21 protein-coding genes are annotated in these 19,881 nt (G+C 50.2%); 11 read left to right on the forward strand and 10 right to left on the reverse strand.

The genetic code is table 11. The features are described from left to right. Nucleotides 1-3: 3 nt before the first annotated feature. The 6 genes from B8987_RS06355 (at nt 4) to B8987_RS06380 (ending at nt 5,904) form a co-directional block, all read left to right on the forward strand. Nucleotides 4-537, forward strand: a complete 534-nt coding sequence (locus tag B8987_RS06355) for a hypothetical protein (RefSeq protein WP_176213168.1) — start codon at nt 4-6, stop codon at nt 535-537. Between the two features lie 138 nt (nt 538-675). Next, complete coding sequence (locus B8987_RS06360; protein WP_020375712.1) at nt 676-1,866, forward strand: transposase; 1,191 nt, start codon at nt 676-678, stop codon at nt 1,864-1,866. Nucleotides 1,867-1,994: 128 nt separating this feature from the next. After that, nucleotides 1,995-2,543 carry an HNH endonuclease gene (locus tag B8987_RS06365; RefSeq protein ID WP_242940630.1) on the forward strand — a complete coding sequence of 183 codons (549 nt, stop codon included), beginning with the start codon at nt 1,995-1,997 and terminating at the stop codon, nt 2,541-2,543. Between the two features lie 190 nt (nt 2,544-2,733). Further along, nucleotides 2,734-3,192 carry a ketopantoate reductase family protein gene (locus B8987_RS06370; RefSeq protein ID WP_084661008.1) on the forward strand — a complete coding sequence of 153 codons (459 nt, stop codon included), beginning with the start codon at nt 2,734-2,736 and terminating at the stop codon, nt 3,190-3,192. 101 nt (nt 3,193-3,293) lie between these two features. Beyond that, nucleotides 3,294-3,506, forward strand: a complete 213-nt coding sequence (locus B8987_RS06375) for a type II toxin-antitoxin system HicB family antitoxin (RefSeq protein WP_084661009.1) — start codon at nt 3,294-3,296, stop codon at nt 3,504-3,506. A 1,363-nt stretch (nt 3,507-4,869) separates the two neighbouring features. Further along, the gene (locus B8987_RS06380) at nt 4,870-5,904 is read left to right on the forward strand and encodes a ketopantoate reductase family protein (RefSeq protein ID WP_084661010.1); all 1,035 of its coding nucleotides are present in this window, start codon (nt 4,870-4,872) and stop codon (nt 5,902-5,904) included. 53 nt (nt 5,905-5,957) lie between these two features. Here B8987_RS06380 and dps read toward each other — a convergent pair whose 3' ends face one another. The 3 genes from dps to B8987_RS06395 all read right to left on the reverse strand — a co-directional run bounded on the left by dps (nt 5,958) and on the right by B8987_RS06395 (nt 8,748). Further along, the gene (gene dps / locus B8987_RS06385; protein WP_020375283.1) at nt 5,958-6,443 is read right to left on the reverse strand and encodes a DNA starvation/stationary phase protection protein Dps; all 486 of its coding nucleotides are present in this window, start codon (nt 6,441-6,443) and stop codon (nt 5,958-5,960) included. Between the two features lie 151 nt (nt 6,444-6,594). Continuing rightward, entirely contained in the window at nt 6,595-8,022 is a 1,428-nt protein-coding gene (locus B8987_RS06390; protein WP_084661011.1) for a response regulator transcription factor, read from the reverse strand. A 288-nt stretch (nt 8,023-8,310) separates the two neighbouring features. Next, a complete protein-coding gene (locus B8987_RS06395) occupies nt 8,311-8,748 on the reverse strand; it encodes a hypothetical protein (RefSeq protein WP_084661012.1) in 438 nt (145 codons plus the stop codon). 101 nt (nt 8,749-8,849) lie between these two features. On the opposite strand from B8987_RS06395, the gene B8987_RS06400 reads away from it, so the two are divergent. Next, nucleotides 8,850-9,218 carry a hypothetical protein gene (locus tag B8987_RS06400; RefSeq protein WP_084661013.1) on the forward strand — a complete coding sequence of 123 codons (369 nt, stop codon included), beginning with the start codon at nt 8,850-8,852 and terminating at the stop codon, nt 9,216-9,218. 469 nt (nt 9,219-9,687) lie between these two features. On the opposite strand, the gene B8987_RS06405 is transcribed toward B8987_RS06400, so the two are convergent. The 4 genes from B8987_RS06405 to B8987_RS06420 form a co-directional block, all read right to left on the reverse strand. Continuing rightward, complete coding sequence (locus tag B8987_RS06405) at nt 9,688-10,266, reverse strand: signal peptidase I (protein ID WP_176213169.1); 579 nt, start codon at nt 10,264-10,266, stop codon at nt 9,688-9,690. A gap of 105 nt (nt 10,267-10,371) precedes the next feature. Beyond that, the gene (locus tag B8987_RS06410) at nt 10,372-10,698 is read right to left on the reverse strand and encodes a hypothetical protein (protein WP_084661015.1); all 327 of its coding nucleotides are present in this window, start codon (nt 10,696-10,698) and stop codon (nt 10,372-10,374) included. A gap of 110 nt (nt 10,699-10,808) precedes the next feature. Next, a complete protein-coding gene (locus B8987_RS06415; RefSeq protein WP_028962623.1) occupies nt 10,809-11,444 on the reverse strand; it encodes a hypothetical protein in 636 nt (211 codons plus the stop codon). A 365-nt stretch (nt 11,445-11,809) separates the two neighbouring features. Beyond that, the gene (locus B8987_RS06420) at nt 11,810-12,235 is read right to left on the reverse strand and encodes a hypothetical protein (protein ID WP_242823801.1); all 426 of its coding nucleotides are present in this window, start codon (nt 12,233-12,235) and stop codon (nt 11,810-11,812) included. A 330-nt stretch (nt 12,236-12,565) separates the two neighbouring features. Between B8987_RS06420 and B8987_RS06425 the strand changes: the two genes are divergently transcribed. Next, a complete protein-coding gene (locus B8987_RS06425; RefSeq protein WP_051351110.1) occupies nt 12,566-13,285 on the forward strand; it encodes an EAL domain-containing protein in 720 nt (239 codons plus the stop codon). Between the two features lie 17 nt (nt 13,286-13,302). Here the strand turns inward: B8987_RS06425 and B8987_RS06430 are convergent, their stop codons facing one another. Further along, a complete protein-coding gene (locus B8987_RS06430) occupies nt 13,303-13,605 on the reverse strand; it encodes a diguanylate cyclase domain-containing protein (protein ID WP_084661016.1) in 303 nt (100 codons plus the stop codon). Further along, the gene (locus B8987_RS06435) at nt 13,589-15,340 is read right to left on the reverse strand and encodes a sensor domain-containing diguanylate cyclase (protein WP_084661017.1); all 1,752 of its coding nucleotides are present in this window, start codon (nt 15,338-15,340) and stop codon (nt 13,589-13,591) included. Before B8987_RS06435 ends, B8987_RS06430 begins: the two co-directional genes overlap by 17 nt. Before the next feature lie 194 nt (nt 15,341-15,534). Between B8987_RS06435 and B8987_RS06440 the strand changes: the two genes are divergently transcribed. Genes B8987_RS06440 through B8987_RS06450 form a run of 3 tightly spaced genes read left to right on the forward strand, consistent with a single transcriptional unit; the run spans nt 15,535 to nt 18,159 of the window. Next, nucleotides 15,535-16,434, forward strand: a complete 900-nt coding sequence (locus tag B8987_RS06440) for an ABC transporter ATP-binding protein (RefSeq protein ID WP_020375294.1) — start codon at nt 15,535-15,537, stop codon at nt 16,432-16,434. After that, entirely contained in the window at nt 16,431-17,474 is a 1,044-nt protein-coding gene (locus B8987_RS06445; protein WP_028962626.1) for an ABC transporter permease, read from the forward strand. The genes B8987_RS06440 and B8987_RS06445 overlap by 4 nt, the downstream gene beginning before the upstream one ends. Then, nucleotides 17,467-18,159 carry a histidine kinase gene (locus B8987_RS06450; protein ID WP_084661018.1) on the forward strand — a complete coding sequence of 231 codons (693 nt, stop codon included), beginning with the start codon at nt 17,467-17,469 and terminating at the stop codon, nt 18,157-18,159. The genes B8987_RS06445 and B8987_RS06450 overlap by 8 nt, the downstream gene beginning before the upstream one ends. Here B8987_RS06450 and B8987_RS06455 read toward each other — a convergent pair. Beyond that, nucleotides 18,126-19,790, reverse strand: a complete 1,665-nt coding sequence (locus B8987_RS06455; RefSeq protein ID WP_176213264.1) for an IS1634 family transposase — start codon at nt 19,788-19,790, stop codon at nt 18,126-18,128. The two genes, B8987_RS06450 and B8987_RS06455, sit on opposite strands and share 34 nt — an antisense overlap. Nucleotides 19,791-19,881: the final 91 nt, after the last annotated feature.

A 19,881-nucleotide genomic window follows, 5' to 3' on the forward strand; every position in this document is an offset into this window, starting at 1 on the left:
GGGGTGGAACCGTTTGAACCAGAAGACTTTTGGCGAGCTATCATTCTCTATGGTTTAAATACCGCCACATATAAAATTGCGTTAGCCCAGTGCCTGATTAGCTACGGCGAGGGTCACCAAACCGATATCCCCTTGGACGTGTTGGCGCGAGATTTCTTTGTTCTCTATCGAAAACGGCTAGAAGCGGACCGTCCTCAATTGGTATTGCCCGATCGACTGACGGTCATGGAACGGATTGTTCGACTCGAACGATTAGGAAAAATTAACGAGGCCCAGGCAATCGAACGTGTTGCCCGGGAAGCTTTCGGAGATGTTTTGCCCCGGTTTCACACGGTGTCTGATAAAGCATTACCCATCTCGTTCTATCATTTTGATGGGCGTACCTTGCATTTAACAGACGAATTGTTTGAGCTCTTTGGTAATGGGCCGAAACGTGAACATTTAAAAGACGAAACGGGATCGCGTTGGGATCTTCTCGAGGCGGCGTTTAGCCTACGCCGGGAACGTTGGAGCTTAACTAATGAGGGTTTTTCATAACTCAAAACCCGCGACTCCCAAGGGGTCTGTAGCCTGAGAGAAAATATTTCCCCCTGAATCGGACGCAAAAAGGAGTTCCTACCATCCCTGGCGAAGTTTTAGTTACCCAACCAAACAAGCCAAGAGGAGGAACTCACCATGTACTCTATTCGCCAAGCATCGTTCTTTTCCCTGCAGGATTGGATAAAAGATACCGAATGGGATGACCAGTTGCAGCGAATTTTAGATCAGGTACCCCTCAGCCCCGCATTGGCGGCATTACCACCACCGGCCCGCACGGGCCGCCCGGAACAGCATGATCGACCGACCATGATCCGCGCTTATATAGCGAAAGCGGTGGAGCAAATTCCCACCACCGAAGCCTTACGGGCTCGCCTGCGCCGCGATCCCGTGTTCCGCTGGATTGTCGGCTATCGCGGGAAATCCGATGTCCCCTCGGCGGCGACCTTCTCGCGTCTGTTTAACCAATTGAGTCGCTGTACGAGCCTTCAAGTCATCCATGCCCAACTCGTTGAGACGGCACGGGAACGCCATCTCGTACCGGATGACGTGGCGGCGTATGATGCGTCCGACATCCCCGCCTATGAGAAAACGCGTCGGCATGCCGACGCGCAAGATCTCGAGCGGGCTAGTTGGGGGATGAAGACCGGGCCCAAGGGCCAGAAATATCGGTGGTTCGGCTACAAGTTGCATCTGTCGGTGGCGGCCGGGAGCCTCTTTCCGTTGGCTGCGCTGACCACGACAGCCATGGTGCATGACGTGAACATGGCCCGACCGCTGGTCCAGATCACCACCGACCGGAACATGGGGCAGCAGGTGGCGATTTTCGATGCCGGGTACGATCAGGCGACCCTGTATCAGGATCTCCATGCGCAAGGACTGATTCCCATTATCCCGCTCAATCGCCACGGGGGTGAGGCACCCGAGGGTCGCAACACCCTGGGGCGTCCAACCTGTTCCATGGGTTACCCGCTGACGTTAGCGGGCTATGATGCGACCACGGAGACCCAAAAGTTTCGATGTCCCCATGCGACAGGACATGTCGAGTGTCCCATGGGCATGGCATGGTGTTCCCCCTCGAACTATGGCTATGTCCAGAAAATGGCGATTGCTGACAATCCCCGCGAAGTGGGGCGCATCGTGCGCGGAACGGCGACATGGGATGCCCTCTATAACTTGCGGACGAGCGTGGAACGGGCCTTCAGCTACCTGAAGGAACAACTGAATCTCCGCACCGTCCGCGTGCGCGGACGACGAAAGGTGCATACCCATCATCTCTTCGCAGTCATTGCCTTGGCCGCGACGGTGCTGGCTTCCACCGTTTCATAGCATTCCGCTCCTATCACGCCTCGGCGGTGAGGCGAGCGATCCGGGGTCGTTCGCCGGGCATCGTATTGCCATGGCGCGAGAATCATCCTTTCCGAACCCGTGTCAGAACGTTGAGAAGGGTGTCATCATTGGAAGGGACAGTTATCCACAGTCGTGCTTCGTCGAGTTATGAAAAATCCTCTAATGATATCCGGCAATTTTACCTGGAAAAGGGATATGCGCGAACGGATATTACGCATACGCGCCCCGTTCTCAATGGGTATCAGCACGGACGATGCTTTTATTGCGGTGATGTCATGGACAATGATGAAGTGCACGTGGATCATGTTATTCCCCGTCAACTTGTTCAACATGATGAACTGTGGAATCTCGTGTTAGCGCACCGTTTCTGTAACTTGCAAAAAAATGATGCCTTACCTGATGCCGTCTATATCGAGAAACTGATTGCCCGTAATGAGCATTTTATTGCCAGTAATCATCCCATCAAACAAACCCTCATTCGCGAACTCGGCGCGAGTCCTGAGGCGCGGCGCAAGGCTGTTTTACGGGTTTACCATGATGCTGAACTCGTGATTGGCGTGACATGGCAAGGCATTCGCGGCTACCGCCCTGACACGGATCCGTTGCTGCATAAATTTAATCAGTTATGGAAAACGATCCCTCACTCATCACGATAACGAGAGATACACTAGATCTAATGTGATTGAGGGAAATCAATGCGAACCCCTGTTTACCGTGTCGGATCTCCTCATCGTGGCCCAGACGATTTTAGATTCTTAGAAGGATGAGGGCATGACCACATAGGCACCACCAAGAAACAATAGAACGGAAACATTGCTCGGTTTTTTAAGACGGGAGAGGTGCACGATGAGAATTGCGGTGAGGGGTGCGGGATCTATCGGCACGATTGTCGGAGCCTATCTCAGTGCCCATGGCGTGGATGTCGAACTCATTACGCGTAATCAGGCCCAGGTTGATGCTTTAAACCAATTTGGGGCGAGAATCACAGAGGCTATCCGGACCGTACCTGTCCCGGCGTTACCACCCGATCACATGTCGGGAACCTACGATTTGGTTTTGTTATTGACGAAACAATTGCGGAATCGTGAGGTGTTAACACATCTTTTAGGATATCTGGGAGCACAAACCATCGTGTGCTCCTTGCAAAATGGTATTCCGGAGGCTGAGGTAGCAGCTATTGTTGGCCCCCAATGCGTTATCGGCGGGAGTATTGAATTTGGTGCCACAGGCACTAAGCCCGGTGTATCGCGTTTAACCACCTCCCTAGAGCATCTTCGCCAATATGCCTTTCAAATTGGCGAATGAAATGGTTAAATGACCGATAGGATTTACGTCGCTGCGCGTCTGGCGGCAGCTGGATAAAATGTTTCTCAAAGCGTATAATACTCCAAAAGAAGTGATGGCTCATGGCGCGCTATATCGTGATTGTTGAAAAAAGTGATGATGAATATTTTGCGTACGTCCCCGCATTACCAGGCTGTACGAGTTCCGGACAAACGCCGGGGCAAGCCCTCGACCACATCATCGAAGCCATTAGCCTCACACAATCCTATCTTACCGAACAGCATCTTCCAATTCCTGATCAGATCGAAACCATTGCGGAAGTCGAGGTGCATTAACACCAGGCCTCCGTTGCCCCGCATTACGGCCCATGAGCTATTGCAGAAACTCGAACGATTAGGCTTTGTGCGTGTGCGACAAACCGGTAGTCATCTTTTAATTCTCCATGAACGTTATGCGGTCATTCCATAGCTAACGGATCATCCCACCCGGTACAGTGAAACATATCCTCGACTTCACGGAAGTGTCCATCGACGACATCAACAATAGTTAAGCTATTCATCCTTCGCCCATCCCCTATGATCAGCTTTACCTCAAAAGAAAGCGAGGAAATTTGCGTTACGTAGACATTCTTGACGACTTATAGGGCCAAATTGATGCCAATGAGGACTCGCCTTGCTCAAAGGGAATGCCGGCTGCAACAAGCCTAATAAAATGACGAAGGATGGTGAGGATTAGGAAGTCCTCATTGGCATTCAGCAAAAACATCGTTTACGGAATTTTTTGGGTATTCGCATTCTGTGATTGTGAGATAGACAATGTCTACCACGTTTCGGCGTCGAAGGCAATCCATATCCGCATGACAAATCTCCTGAGATGCCTGACTCTCGTCCTGAGCATGTGGTTTGGCTTCTGTCTTGTCTTCGTCTTGTTCCCAACGCCTCCTGCCATATCCTCTCAAATCCCATCTTCCCTCATCCTTGAACCCCAAGACGGTGTCGCACTCTGGACACTCTCATCTTTCATGAGCCCGCCGGCATCGAGGGGCAAGGTATAATATCCGAGCATAATCGCCAGTTGTAGCGAATCAAACGCACTGATCCATCAGAGCTTTCAAAGTTTCCCGATACAGTCGCGCCAATTTCTTCTGGCCACCCGACGCGGGAGTCGAGAGTCGGGACCGGCGTAACTGGTCTATCCCATCCAGCATTGTTTAACGGGTATGGTAGCGTGCCTGGATGTGGATATCAATTCGCGGAAGGAATTGACACGGCAGGTGCGGCAATGGGTGCTATGGGATAGGCCGATTGATCTGTCTGGCCGCCTACGATGATAACCATATCGTACCGGTTGCGACTCATGTTGCGGCGGATTATGATGGAGGGGTCTTGCAAATCGATGGGGATGTATTCCATAGTCGACATCCATTTCCGCTATACTGACGAGGCACCCATCACATTTGGGCTACGGGTACGTGCTGCATAAATTTAATCAGTTATGGAAGACAATTCCTCACTCGTCACGCTAATGCGAGATACAATAGATGTAATATGATTGAGGGTAATCAGTGCGAAACCCTGTTTACCGTCTCGGATATCCTCATCGTGGCCTTAGAAGGATGAGGGCATGACCACATAGGCACCACCAAGAAACAATAGAACGGAAACATTGCTCGGTTTTTTAAGACGGGAGAGGTGCACGATGAGAATTGCGGTGATGGGTGCGGGATCTATCGGCACGATTGTCGGAGCCTATCTCAGTGCCCATGGCTTGGATGTCGAACTCATTACGCGTAATCAGGCCCATGTTGATGCCTTAAACCAATTTGGGGCGAGAATCACAGGGGCTATCCAATGGACCGTACCTGTCCGCGCACTAACACCCGAACACATGTTGGGAACCTACGATTTGGTTTTGTTATTGACGAAACAATTGCAGAATCGTGAGGTGTTAACACATCTTTTAGGATATCTGGGACCGCACAGCATCGTGTGCTCCTTGCAAAATGGTATCCCCGAGGCTGAGGTAGCAGCTATTGTTGGCCCCCAACGCGTTATCGGCGGGAGTATTGAATTTGGTGCCACAGGCACTAAGCCCGGTGTATCGTGTTTAACCACCTCCTTAGAGCATCTTCGCCAGTATGCCTTTCAAATTGGTGAATTAAATGGTCAAATGACCGATAGGATTTACGTCGTTGCGTCAATTCTTGCTCACGTCGGAGGGACCCATATTTCTCAAAACCTGGTCGGCACTAAATGGTCCAAATTATGGCTGAATGCGACATTTGGCGGGTTATCTGCCGCTCTTGGTGCCACCTTTGGAGAGGTTATTGATGATGAGGTGGTGATTCGAAGTGCTGTCTTTCTCTCCCATGAAACTCTGAAAGTAGGGCATGCCTGTGGCGTGCAATTTGCACCACTATTTGGCTTCGACGTTGGATCGTGTGAAATTCACCAGATGAATGACGTCATCACATACAGGGACATGTTTCGGCGTGTGATAAGTCCAGGCCGGGCCGTCAAATCGAGCATATTACAAGATTTAGAAAAGAATCGGCCCACGGAAATTGCTTATATCAATGGTGTTGTCACGCGTCTTGGACAGGAACAAGGGATTCCAACGCCCTTCAATAACCTGGTGGTGAAACTGGTAAGGCAGGCTGAAAAAACCCACAGCCTGCCAAGTTTCGATTATCTTCCCTACTTTGATGACTTACTGGCTGATGCATCCTTCTAGTTAACCTCGTCAACGCTTTAACCCAAGATTATTCCCCAAATCTTGGCGGCGACTTAGACGTCTAAATGGGCCTCAATGAACCATAAATCCTTATCCAGTTGGCGCGATACTTCGGTGAATAAATCGGCCGTGTCGGCATCACCCCACTCGGCGGCCTTTTCGATATCATGACGAATTTCATTAGCGACCTGTCCAAGGCGTTCTTGAAGCAAACGAATGATCTGCGTGTCCTGCCGGATCGTCATAGGCCATGCGGGCAATGTACTCTTTTCGCTCACATCTTGTACCGTCATGCCAGCCGATCCGCCTAACGTTGCGGCCCGTTCGGCCATCATGTCTTGCGCGTTTAAAAGGTGGCTAGCGATGGAATCAAAAAGTTCATGGTAAGCGATAAAATGAGGACCCCGAACATTCCAGTGAGCGAGTTTGGTTTGCACAAAGAGATCGGTGAATAGTCCTACCCGCTGATTTAATAACGTGCTCACGTTGTCCCGAACCGTTGGTGATAAGTTAATGGTGGTGCTGTATAACTGTACCATATCTCATTCCCCCTTGGTAAACATGATATCAGATAGGATTAAGTATTACAAGATAATTATTTAATATTTTTAAGACGCGTCGTGTTAGGATATTAAGCCCCCTAAATACTAAAGGGCCTGCCCCTACGGTTATCGTCTTTCGTGTGAGTAGTTATTGGGGGAGCGAATGAGGACGTGAAGCACGCTTGCCCTGGGTAATTAAGGTGACCAGCTCGAACCGGTTCTTGACGGCGGTTTTGCGATAGATATTGCGTAAATGGGTTTTGAGTGTGTTGGGGGAAATATATAACTGCTCGGCAATTTGGGGATGGCTGAGTCCCGATAACAAGTAGTGACAAATGCGGAGTTCTTGGGGAGTCAGATGGACAGATAGCGATTCAGCCCACATTTCCAGGTCCTGTTCTGACAGTGAGGGCGGCATCTGAACCGTTGTCGTGTCAACTAATGTCTTGGGAGTTGGGGATTCTTGAGAAGGTTCAGGCACCAATTTTCGTGTCGAGCTTTTTCCAAAAACAAAATGAATGGTGGTGGGAATGATCATAAACAGGGCAATTCCGGAAATTTCTTCGATCGGAAATTGTCCAGAGGAATTGAGCCACCAAACCCCAATTTCTCGGCCCATCACAGCCAACAACACCGATACGCTCAAAATTAGGGGAATATATTGGCCATGCGTGCGCCGAAGCCGGATGAGTTCGGCTGTCCACCAAAAGATGATAAATTCCTTGGCCAGGCGAAAGAACGGGAAACTTAACCAAATCGCCGATTTGGCTTCAAGGAGCATAATAGCAACCCCAATGAGGGTGATGCTGAAATATAGTAAGAGGGCATCGAGAGGTTCTGATACCAGCGGCAAAATGAGTAAGGTTACCAGAATAATGAGGGCACTGAGTCCGTAGACATGAGCCTGGCTTGTCCAGATAGAATGGTTCAAAATCTCGGAAAAAGCTTGAGAAATGATTAACACGACCCCAACAACCACAAAGGGAACAACGTGCATGGGCACCGGATTTTCTCGGGATGTGCTCGCCTCATCAACAGGTGCGACCATGGTGGGATGATAGAGGGCAGTTACCGCCACGGACAGGATGAATGGTAGCCACAGCATATGGGTCAGTTGCCAAAGGGCGGCTTCAGGCAGGCTCAATGCACGGCCAAATAGCGCGGCAAATGCCCATGTTGCAGCCAAGACTCCCATATGCCCATCAGCGCGAACGAGCAGCTGGTCAAACCATTGGCTAATGATGGGAACGGACAGAATTCCTAAAAGAAGCTGCCACCATAAATGTTGAGCTTGCCAAAAGCCACCCACAAGAAAGAGATTCCAGATGATCAAATAACCCCGAGATCCGAAAAACCGTGTAATAGGGGACAAAAGACGGTGACGGTAGAGGAATAAGAAGGCTGCGGTGATGGCGAAGGGAATTCCGGCGTATAAGGAAGGGGCCGAAATTTTGGTGAAAGCTGTGATAGTTCCGCTTAACCAGGCCGTCAATGCACAAGAATAGAACATAAAACGGCGGTGATTTTGCCACAATGGCTTCCAATACATCGCGAGAGATCCCAAAGAGGTTGTCACGATGTACCATCCTTTCTGACCCTACATTTTTACCTTTTCCTACGATTAAGTGCTAGGATTGTTCATTCATATTGCCATAATCAGGAATTGTTGGTTATCCGTCGTGTGCCCTATCTTGAGATATGCTTGCGCCCTTGGCTCGTAAGACCTATATCCAGATAGGTCGTACAGATGGAGCAAACCCTCTAGGGTTTCTGAGGGCATGGTGAGCCAGGAGTATAGATTCCTTAGAAATTCATATCGAGGCCTTAAAACGGCGTCTTGTGGAAAAGCCAAGACCGTTAACAATCAGGCACTTAACTGGTATTGAATGCGGATAACTAAGTCACGGCTACTTCCGACTGGGATAGCTATCCATTTTTGATGGTGGCGATCAATGCGTACCGTATTCGCATAATCCGTGCTATGGATACTGACCAGTTCATTAATGGCCGTGGGATTGATTAATTGCAGATGGGCCGTAAACGGGTAGGAGTTTTTACGCAAAGTCACCACAATGGTCCCATTACGGGTGGTCATGACGTGGACCATTTGAGGACTTTTCACGAATAAATTAATAGTTCCGGGTTCAAAGAAGGGATGCAAAGACGATCGCCAACTCGGTAACGTCCCCATTATCACGCTCATAATCAGAAGAGTACCGATGAGTACTTTTAACATTAAAGGACTTGTACTGGATGAACGGCGTCTTTTCGAGCGAAATTCGGTCAGAGGGAAATTTTTCATTTTATGTCATCGCCTCCTTATCATCAAATGATTGAGGTTTAACCTCTCACCCTAATTTCCAGCCTTTCTAAGATGACGGTATAGTGGCTGAATGACTTGGCATGGTGAGTACTGGGGGAGGTAATGAAGACGATGAAGACGATGAGCCTGGGGGATCAGACGGCGTAACCGATGAGGACCCTGGTGCCGAAGAGGCTCCCGATTTTGATGGGGTGGAAGACGAGGAGTGGGAACTTGTCGTTGTCGATGGCGAGTGTCCTGGGGTCTTTTTTGATGGACCCGGTGAGGGCGAATCATTAGACGATGATGAGGGCGGCGGTGTTGATGCCGATGACGTCGAGGAAGAAGACGATGGGGCCGATGTAGACGAAGACGACGAAGAAGAGGATTGGCTAGACGTCTTGGATGGTGGCGAAGGTAAGGGGACTGTCAAGATATCGGTCGTTTGCTCGCTAAATCCTCCTAAATAGACGGTGATTGCGGCCTGATATCGCCCCGGAATGAGATTTGCTGGCGCAGTGAGTGACAGGGTGTCGACCACGCCTGGTCCCAAGGTCAGAGGGATGTTCCAATGCATGGGCTGAAACGAGGGAGCAGGCGCCTTGGCCACGGCACCTTTAGGAGAATCTTTCGGAGACTTTCCGTGGGAATGGGTCTTCGGTTGGTGAAAAGCTGTGGATAACATAAGGGAGATATCCACAGTGCATGCGAGGACGCGACTGGTGTGATTGGCTAAGCTGCCATATACGATAAGGCCATGGGGCGAAATGGGCCCACTGTGGCCACTGAGCGGTAGGGCTGTGGGCATTGAGAGCGCCTGAAAATCAAAACTTGGTGTCGATGCTTGTGCCGTAAATGAGGCATAAGTGCTGATGAGGGGCAGTGCAACGCAGGTTGCCGCAGTCAGTAGGCCTAGAGTTCCGAGTGCCGTTCCCCATTTCATGACTTAATTTCCTTTCGCGCGGGACGAATGACCTTGGTTAAGACGACATAAATGGCGACGAATCCGGCGACCATTTCGGCAAGCCACAGCCAGCGGGTTTTAATGAAGACAATCACATAGCCCAAGAGAGGAATGGCAAAATGATACACGCCGACGATGTTCGATTCGGGGGTGAGGAAGGCATCGGGATATTTATTCGCTTCCCCTTTGGTTTTGATGAAAACCTTATGATTTTTGTGGACGATGCCCACAATTTGGTGAGTTAAGAGCACACCTTGCTGAACCGGATTGGCGAAGGTCACAATTTCTCCAGGTTTTAAAGGCATTTGGGAGGTAAACCGGGTATCGACGATCAAAGATCCGGTATTAAAGGCAGGAGCCATACTGCCTGAGCGCACAATATAAGTGATGGGGAATGATTTGACTCCCATGTCTCCCAGATCAAGAACAAGAAAGAAGGCAAATATCATCAAAAACACCCCAACAAGGGACCAGGTTCCTAACTTACGCCACCGCCTATGTCTATTCGATAATTTTTGTCGGGGTCCTAATTTCGATGGATCAAGAGCTTGCATATTCCTGCCTCCTTTAAATTTACAAGTATGCCGATTTGAGTGTTGACTCAATGATTTCTTGGAACTAAATGGTGTAGCAAACATCAATGGTGAGAAATCTTTATATCACAGCAAATGCAAAGGTTTATGCATGAGGCTATAAACCAGAAAAAGTAGGGCGAGGAGAATCCACGTGCTCCACACAATACCGGTTACTGGCGTAATGATGCCTTGATCGAAATGTCTCACTTCCCGGTACATCTCATAGCCCCAAATAATGGGTAAGATCCCGGTGATTATGAGCACTTCAGGTCGTTTGACGACAAGTTGGCGTGTGAGAATTAGCCACATGCCCCAATAACCCGCTACGAAACCGATTTTGAGGGCGGTGCGGGACCGGTGCCACCCAAGCCAGGATGAGAATGAAATACGTTTAGTGCATTTGGTTGGCATGGTCCCTTGCCCCTTTAGCCCTTGTTTCTTGATAAGCCACCCAGTACAATAGCCATAGAGAGGAAGAAATTCTCAGCCATCCTATTTACTCCCAAAAATAGGATGGTTTTTTATGCCTGAGGCGGCGGATTGTTGGTACCTGCTGGCGGATTGGGTTGTGAAGAACCTGGATTGATGAGCTGATCGCCCGGAGCTAGAGAGGTGTTGTCCGCCTGTTCTGCCGAAGCTGTGATAGTGAAAGCACCTTGGGCTCCTTGATAGCCGTTGCCCACTCCATAGGGAAGATGAACATTGACCATCACGGTGATGGACTTACCGGGTGCTAAGACGACGTAGTCGCTAGAGGTTAGGGGAGTTTCGGGTCCTGGCCCAGCAAGATTGTATGTGACGTCAGCAGGCGTTGAGCCACTAAATAATGCCCCGGACATCCCGCTAGAACTAATCGTAAACAGTTCCGTCAGACTTCCGTTATTTGTCACAGTCAAAGGAGCAGACCAGGTATCTCCAGGAGCCATGTTCGCGGGACTGTCAATGTTCATATTGATGCTATTTGGACCCATGGCGTGCTCACTTTCCATGTATTTTAAAGCGCCTTGACTGACGGTAATTTTTACTGTGCCTGCCGTAAAGCTTTGTGAGGTGCTCGTAGAGGTTGAGGTAAACTGTGCAAAACTGGAGGCGCCCATCGCAGCGAGCATGGCGGCGATTGCGGCACCTGCACCAATCAATTTGGTCTTGGCTGTCATCTTTACAACTCCTTCTTTCTTATGAGATCAGGATGGAAAGCTCCGGCTAGAGGAGCCCTTTGTGCGAGTAATCCCAAGGAATCAGGCAACAGGATTATGTTCGCATGCTTAAAGGTAGAGGAGAAATTGGGATAGGACTATCACCGCGAACGGTGAATTTTGTGGCAAACACCTCATTCACCCTTAGGGGTGAGATAGAAGGAGAGTACACGAATATCAGGGAATCACCAAACCAAGAGATTTGTTTGGACCCGGTTATCATACGCAGAATGAGAAAATACCCCAAACCAAAAACATCTCTAAGCCCCTTAAGATCTTTGGGGTTAGAGATGTGAATCATCATTTAGAGATCAGCAGGATTGTTCTTAATGATCTTTGTGGTGGGCCTCTTTTTTCGCAGCATCTTTATGGTCTTGATGATGGGAATCTTTTTCCACATTTAAATGGGCCTCAATTTTACTGGCCATAAAGGCCTTTGTTCCCGGTTTGACTTCCGCAGTAATCCGCAATTGATGTTTTTGTAAGGCGGTCATAATAGCACTGACCGATCCTTGCGCTTCTAATGAGATGCGCGTTGATCCTGTTAGATCGATGGTCACTAATTTGCCTGAAGATGTTTTGACAGTAATTTCTGATCCCGTAAAGCTACCCGATTCAAAAACTCCGTGAATCGTTTCCATATGCTTAGGATGATCTTTCTGATCGTGATGTTTTTGTGCAAAAGCGGCTCCGGATAAGGCGAGCACACTGACCATGGCTCCTGCTGTCATGACTCCCAGTGATTTTTTCACCAATAAACCCTCCTCACGTTCCCGTCACGTATTTTTAGGCCTTGGTAACAAGGGATTAAATTCGACACCTGGGTGGGGTTTCCTGTTTTTGTTGTTCAGATTTTGCGGGAAGAAGACCGTAGGGATATCAAGAATGGGAAATACGTCCGACAATGTATGCTCTCGAACGCCTATATGGAGTGATAACTTCTACTACTATCTGGATTTCTCAGGAATGTTATCCACAGAATTTCTTAGCACAAGAATTAATTGTCGGATAAAAGGATTTTTGGTCGAATGAGCGAATAACATTTTGTAGTACTGGATGTCGAAATTTGTGGAGGACATATCATGAGTGCTTGTGCCCGCGAAGCATTGAACCATGCCTTAACGACGCATAAGGTTCGTTCCGTTTTTCAGCCCATATGGAATGTGGATGGCCAGTGGTTAGGGTTTGAGGCCCTCACACGATTTTGGAATGGATGTCCTCCCGATCAAGTTTTTTCCGCCGTGACAGATGCAAAAGAGCTTGAGGCATTGGATGCCATTGCCATTACGCAAGCGATTGAGCGTGCCAGCCGCCTACCGGGTAAATTATTCGTTAACATCAGCGCGTTATCTACAGCTCAAATTCCTCTATGGAGCCGGTATACTGAAAATGAGCGGATTATCTGGGAAATCACCGAAACGCATCCTCTTACCGAAGACGGGATAAAGGCCATCTCGTGGCTCAAAGAGCATGGACATGTGTTAGCCCTTGATGATGCCGGCATACAGTTTTCGACCAAACAGCGCTTAGAAGCTCTACGACCGCAAATTGTTAAACTTAGTTTGTCTATTGTCCATGAATGGGCTAATGGCTTACCTGATAGCTTAAGACAGTGGGTCAAGTGGGCGAAACTGCATGGCGCCTTGATTATTGCTGAAGGGATTGAAGCCCGCGAATGGATACACAAACTCCAAGATGAGGGTGTCCATGCGGTGCAGGGCTTTGCGCTCGGGCGTCCGGAAGAGGCCGAAACGTGGGAACAACACGATTTCACGACGTTGACCTTGCCCCGTTTCTCCTGACATGCCGCCTGGCATGCTTATGGTGCCGGAGATGATGGCATAGAGTAGATGTGCCACCAAGGGCGACGTTCTTGCTTATGCCGTTTAGCAATATAAAGGGCTTCATCAGCGTGAGAAATGAGGCGTTCAGGCTCGGCATGACCTGCGTCGAGGGGATAGAGGGTTAATCCTAGGCTTCCTTTAAGGGGAAAGGGAGAGGGCAAAGGAGGGACTTGGACAGGGGAGAGCACAGTTAACTTAAAGCGATTGAGACGGTGACGGAGCTCCGCATAGGAATGGATGTCGCTCAACACGATGAGAAATTCATCCGAGAAATTCATCCCCACCCCAGCGCGCTACGAGATCGGTTGGACGCAGACTTTTTTGCAGGCGTTGTCCCAATATGCGCAAGACAGCGTCGCCTGCGGCATGTCCCCAGGTGTCGTTAATGGTTTTAAAATTGTCCAAATCGAGTAAGGCAATGCCGACCCATTTTGTGTCTGAAGCCGTGGCTAATAACGCTGGCAACTGATCATAAACCGCGGAGCGGTTGAATAATTGCGTGAGGGTATCGTGCTGCGCTAACCATTGATGATGTTGTTTTTCTTGTTGGATCTTGCGGGTATTATCCCATGCATCCAAACTTAGGGTGATAAGGCGGCCGATATGCACAATGAGGTCCACCACGGTTTCGTTGAACACATGCGGTTTTGAGGTGGTTAAGGACAATACCGCATAGCGCTCATTGCCGCGGTCAATCGGTACGGCGGCACCGGCGGCCCAGCCTTGGGCCTTTAAAAAGGCATGCCAGTCATCGGTTCCCGGCAACTGGTGATGGTGCTGATGAAGTTGGATGGTGCCCTGCTTCCACACCTTGGCTATTAACGGTCCATCATCATAAATACTGACAGGGTAATGCGATAATTGTTCAGTTCCCCAGCCGGCTGCGGCGACCAGTTGAAAGGTTCCTGAGGCATCAGGGCGGGCAATCCAAGCCGCCAAGAAAAGACCACTCGAAATCAGGTGATCACACACGGCTTGCAAGAGAGCCAGGTCGCTGCGCGGGCGAAATAGGGCCTGGACCGCGTTTAGCAAGGCATGATACAGGCGTTCAGCTGGTAACGTAGCTTCAGCAGGCACTGCGGTTTTAATTGTCGATGTCATGACCGTATGGATTTTATGGGCAATTTGTTGCCATAGGTCTTTTTGCGGTTGTTGCATAAAGTAGCGCGGGATCGGGCTAAAAAAAATACAAATCGTATAGGTATCTCTTGATCCTGTGGACTCGGTATGCAAGGGAAGAACAAAAGCAGATTGCCACCAGTGCGGAGAAACCGGCGTGTGGCGTGTATGGCACGCTCGGTTTTCTTTGTCACAAGCAATACCCCGGCCAATGATCCATTGTCCTTGACTACGCAAGTGTTGCAACCATTTTCGAAGATCGTCTGGTGATATCTCTTTGATACCCATAAGGTGTTGGGTAATGAGCTGATCGTCTGTTTCAGACCATGATCCGATCCAAATTCCAGTTACGGCTTGAGACTGGGTGAATAAGGCTAAGACTTCAGGTAATCCCATGGAAGCCTCATGCCGCTCCAATAAAGCGGTTACGTCCATGAGAATTTTCCATTCATGGTCCCGTCTTTTGGATAGTTCGGCATACTGAAATGATAAATCTTCCATGATAACCGGAAGAGATTGCAGAGCGTTCTCTTTGGTGTCCACTAAAGACTCTGGGGATTTAGCAAGCCACTGCGCTAAGTGCGATGAAGCCTGCGATAGACACCATAAGGGAAGTCCCATGCGCTCATAACGCAAGGCCAATTGTTTTGCCCGCATCATCCGGGTTTTCAGAGTAGAATTTTGCACAACAGCTTCTACATACCGCTCATGAATGTGCAACAGGTCGATTTTTTGGGCTTCACTTGCCCGGTTCCACAAGCTTTGGACTGCACGATGCTCTCGCAAATGGCCGTAGAAGTCTAAAACGAACTGCCGAATAGCGTCATCTGCGGACCCATGTGCCTTGTCCGTCATGCGTAGTGTTTTTGGTGATAGGACGCGATCAGTTTTCATAGCGCTTATTATACTGCTTGTGGGCTGTTTCCTAATACCATATCCACTGAGTTTGATTTATGGGCAAATTTCGGTTCCGGTGACGAAAGTCATCACAAGTTATGACCTTTGATTCTCGCTGAGTTTTTGCCTTTCCGTCATGATCGGATCAAATACTTCACTTTGGTGGGCAGCAAGGGAGGCTTATCTCGCTCATGAACGTGATTGAGATGACCGGTGTGGTGAAACAATACGGGTCTGTACTAGCCTTAGATCATGTCTCGATGTCTATTCCCCGCGGTCAAATTGTGGCGATTTTAGGGCCCAATGGCGCGGGGAAAACCACCTTGCTAGAAATTTTAGAGGGATTACAGCGAGCTGATGCGGGTGAGATTCATGTATTGGACACAGATATTCGAAAAAACACCCGCGATGTAAAGAACCGCATCGGGATCAGTTTACAGAATACGTCGTTTTTTGATCGGCTTTCCGTTGAGGAAACACTGCACTTGTTTGGAGCGTTTTTCTCCTATCACCGGTCTGTGGAGGGTTTGTTAAAACACGTCGGATTGTTTGAAAAGCGGCATCAACGGATTTCCCAACTTTCCGGTGGACAACAGCAGCGGGTTGCCTTGGCGTTAGCGTTGATTAATGATCCCGAACTGGTCTTTTTAGATGAGCCCACTACAGGTCTTGATCCGGCGGCACGCCGCGATATTTGGACACTAGTGGAATCTATGCGCCAAGAGGGGCGGACCGTGCTCTTAACCACCCATTACATGGAGGAAGCCGCTTATTTGGCCGATACGGTGGTGATTATGGATCATGGCAAGATTTTGGTACAAGGGACGGTTGATCAATTGTTGCGCGATTATGCGCCGGAACAAACCGTGGTGTTAGAAGGCGAGGGGCTCGATTATTTAATGCAAGCACCCTGGAACTTTCACCACGATCATGATCAACTTATCGCGCATGTTGTGAATGCGGCTGACCAGATGGGGACTTTACTTGACCTGATTCGAAGGCAGGGTGGCGTGATTCACCGCCTCAGTATTCGTGAAGCGACACTTGAGGATGTGTTTTTGCGGCTGACGGGGAGGCGACTTGCGGTATGAAAGCCTATGGAGCGTTAGTGTGGGCGAATACGATGATGTTACTTAGGGCCCGAGATGCATTGTTTTGGACGTTTGCATTTCCCATCGTGTTTATGGTGTTAATTGGCACAGCTTTTGGTCAAAATCCTAGTTTTTCTGCACATATCGGTATTGAAGGGCAGGGCATGGCCCGTGGGGCTTTGATTTCTGCTTTGCATCATGTGCCAGGAATGAAAGTAAGCCTAATGACCTCAGGTCTCGCGGCGTTAAAATCGGGACAAATCGCTTTATTGGTGGAGATTTCACGACGCCATCTCACCTTGGTGACTACCAATGATCCGACTTCGCAAACGGCGTTATCCGTTTTGCAAGGCGTGATTACGACGATGAATCTTAAGGCTCTACACGCTCCTATCATGTTTCACACGACGATTCGTCACATCCACGTCCACGGGACGTCCTATATCGACTTTTTAGCGCCGGGTATTTTAGGGATGACGTTAATGAATACCGGCCTGTTTTCCGGTACCAGCCTCATTACCTACCGAAGCCAAGGGATATTGCGGCGGATTCGCGGTACCCCCTTGCCTACCTCAACCTTTATTGCGGCGAGGATGACCACCCAGATGATCATGGCTCTGGCGCAAGCGTTTTTGATTCTGAGTGTGGCCGAAGGGTTATATCACTTTAAGCCAGCAGGCCATCTCTTGGCCATGATTCCCTTTCTAATTTTAGGTGAGTTGGCGTTTATGACGGTGGGTTTCTTGATTGCCGGGGTTGCCAATACCATGGAGCTGGCTACAGCATTGACGAATATCATTAGCTTGCCGATGATGTTCTTAGCGGGAGTCTTTTATCCGGTAAGCCAATTGCCGTCCTTTGTGCGGCCCCTGGCTAATGTGTTACCCCTAAGATTTTTAACGAGTGGCTTACGGGGGGTTGTGGTTCACGGGACGTCTTTGAGTCATTTAGGGAGTGATCTGATGGCACTGGCCTTAACAGGATTATTAGCAGGGGCTTTGGCGGTGAAGTTCTTCCGGTGGGAAACGCCACATGTTTAGAGGCAATTTGACCGTCTTGCGGATTATGCGCTTAGCCATCTTATTATTACCGTTGTCTGCGTCATTAATCATGGGTCAGCCCCATTTTTGGCCCTTTGGCGTTGTGGACCTGGTGTTTAGTGTGGCCATGGCGATGGCACCCTTTCTTAACATTTGGGATCACGAACCTTATACGAGCTGGTGGTTAATCATCGAAGTGATTATGGGTTCGTTCGTCTCCTATAATCTGCAAGGAGCTGGCGTATTTGCCCCGTTTGTCATCTCCAGTGATCTGGGCTTTAGTGTTTGGCCCAATAAGGTGTTGGGCATTGTGGATACGTATCTGGGCATTGCCGCTACCTATAGTGCTGTGGGTTCACCCAGCCGCGATGCTCTCATGATTGATACGGTCTTTGGTCTTGTGTTTATTTTGGCCATGTGGAGCAATAGCCAAAGCACGCGTCAGACGCGTGCTTTGCACAAAGCCTATACGGCCTTACAACGTGCCAGGGAGCAAGAAAAGGAACTCATTAAATTACAAGAACGCGAACGCATTGCGCAAAACTTGCACGATGTCTTGGGCCATTCTTTGACCCTTATCGTACTCAAAGCCGAATTAATCCGGGAACATTTGACTCCTCTTCCGCACGTGATGGGTGAAAGCAGAGGAATTTATCCCGAGGGTCTCGATGGCACCTGCGTGTAAATCGTGTCTGTGAAACCCAAGGCGGCCAAAATGGCCGCTACCGGCTGGGTGTGAACCGCCGGGACAAAGAGTTGACGGGTCTGAGCATCGAGGGGCATGACAATGAGTCCACGCAGATGATGTAACACTTCCTGCCCGGTGGGCCGCGCCAATAGACCACGGGTTGGCGTGGGAAGGGGCGGGGCCTGCCGAGCCCGGCGTTCGATGAGGCTGAGCACCAATGCGGCGAGCAAGAGCACATAGCCTAAGGCCTCGACCCGTTCCGGCTTTTGCACATAGAGCGCATCCACAAAGGTCGGATCTTTTAAAAAGCGAAAGCGTTGTTCAATGACCGTCTGCCCTTTGTATTCTTCGAGCAATCGGCGGGCATCAAAAGGCGTGGAGGGCAGATTCGTGATGAGCACAAAGGTCGCTGCGCGGTCCTGTGCGGCCTGCACGCGTTGCGCATCGACCGCCCCGATGGTGGGACGGACCCGGTATACCGTGGTGGTGGCCGGATCGGGCGCATCGTGGCGAGGACGCCCGCGAGTCGCGCGTTGGGTGACTTGTGTTTCCGCGACGACCGTCGCTTCGACATGATGCCATTGCGCGGTAGCCTGCCAAGCGGCCACGGCCGCTTCGGCATCATGAGCACAGGCAAACACGGTCCCCGCGAGGCGAGTCGCTGCCCGGGTTAACTGATCATAGGCCCGGTCGATCTGGCGGGCGATGGTGTGAGCTTTTCGCTCAGCCAGATGATCGGAACGATAAACCACAAGGCGATAGGATCGACCCTCAATGTGGCCGGTCTGTTCTGCGGCCGCATAGGAAGTGGCATCGGTACGCTCCCCGATTTTGCCGAGGGGAACCCAGGCGTTGGCCGCCAAGGCGGCCGTTTTCGCCTCTTGCGCCGCCCGAAAGGTATCCGGACAACGCGAGAGAAAGCGGAGCGAACGATCAGCCATCGCCTTTAAGTTGGGGCCCGTGACGAGAGCGGAATCGGCCACATAGACGAGTTGTTGGAGTTGCTGGGGCGAAAAGTAATCGTCTAAGGCCGCAATCATCTCGGCATTGAGGGTTTTATCACTCAGATTCCCGTCTTGCACCGTGCCCACCACGGGAATGCCTTCCCGGGTCCCCAATAGCGTCAGAAGAATTTGGCGGAGATCGGGACGATGATCCTTGGAATGGCCATAGGTGGGATGCACTCCGCTTGCCGAGTCAGGGTCCGGATACGTGCCATAGACCGAGCGAGTCGTACTATCCCAGTGGACAAACACCGGATGATCGGGCGTCCACACGTGGTCGTGCACGAGGGCTCGCGTTGCGACGGCACTGAAAACGGTGGCACCGCCGGCCGCGGCGACTTTGTCCAAAGCGCGTCCGAGCGCGTCATCGGTAAAATCGGCCGCGGTGCGGCCGGATCCAAATAATAAGGGCACATCGGTCAACTGAAATTGCTCGTGAACGCGATACAGCGGTTGACGAGCGGTGAGCAAATTGACGATAAGCGCGAAAATCCGTTCACCGGGCGACAGATGGCAACGCTGCGCATCCCACGCCACGGTCTGATTCACGGCCTCGACTAATCCGATTTCCTCACAGAGGGCCCGGATGACCGGTCCGGCTCCCACAACGAGCGGTGTAGGCATTGGTGTGTTCATAAGAGATTACTTCGCCATGCAAGGCACTATCTCCTTTGCGATCAGCCCCAAAAAAATAATTTTTTGTTCTCACCACGTG

This window comes from Sulfobacillus thermosulfidooxidans DSM 9293 (assembly GCF_900176145.1).
Lineage (GTDB): Bacteria > Bacillota > Sulfobacillia > Sulfobacillales > Sulfobacillaceae > Sulfobacillus > Sulfobacillus thermosulfidooxidans.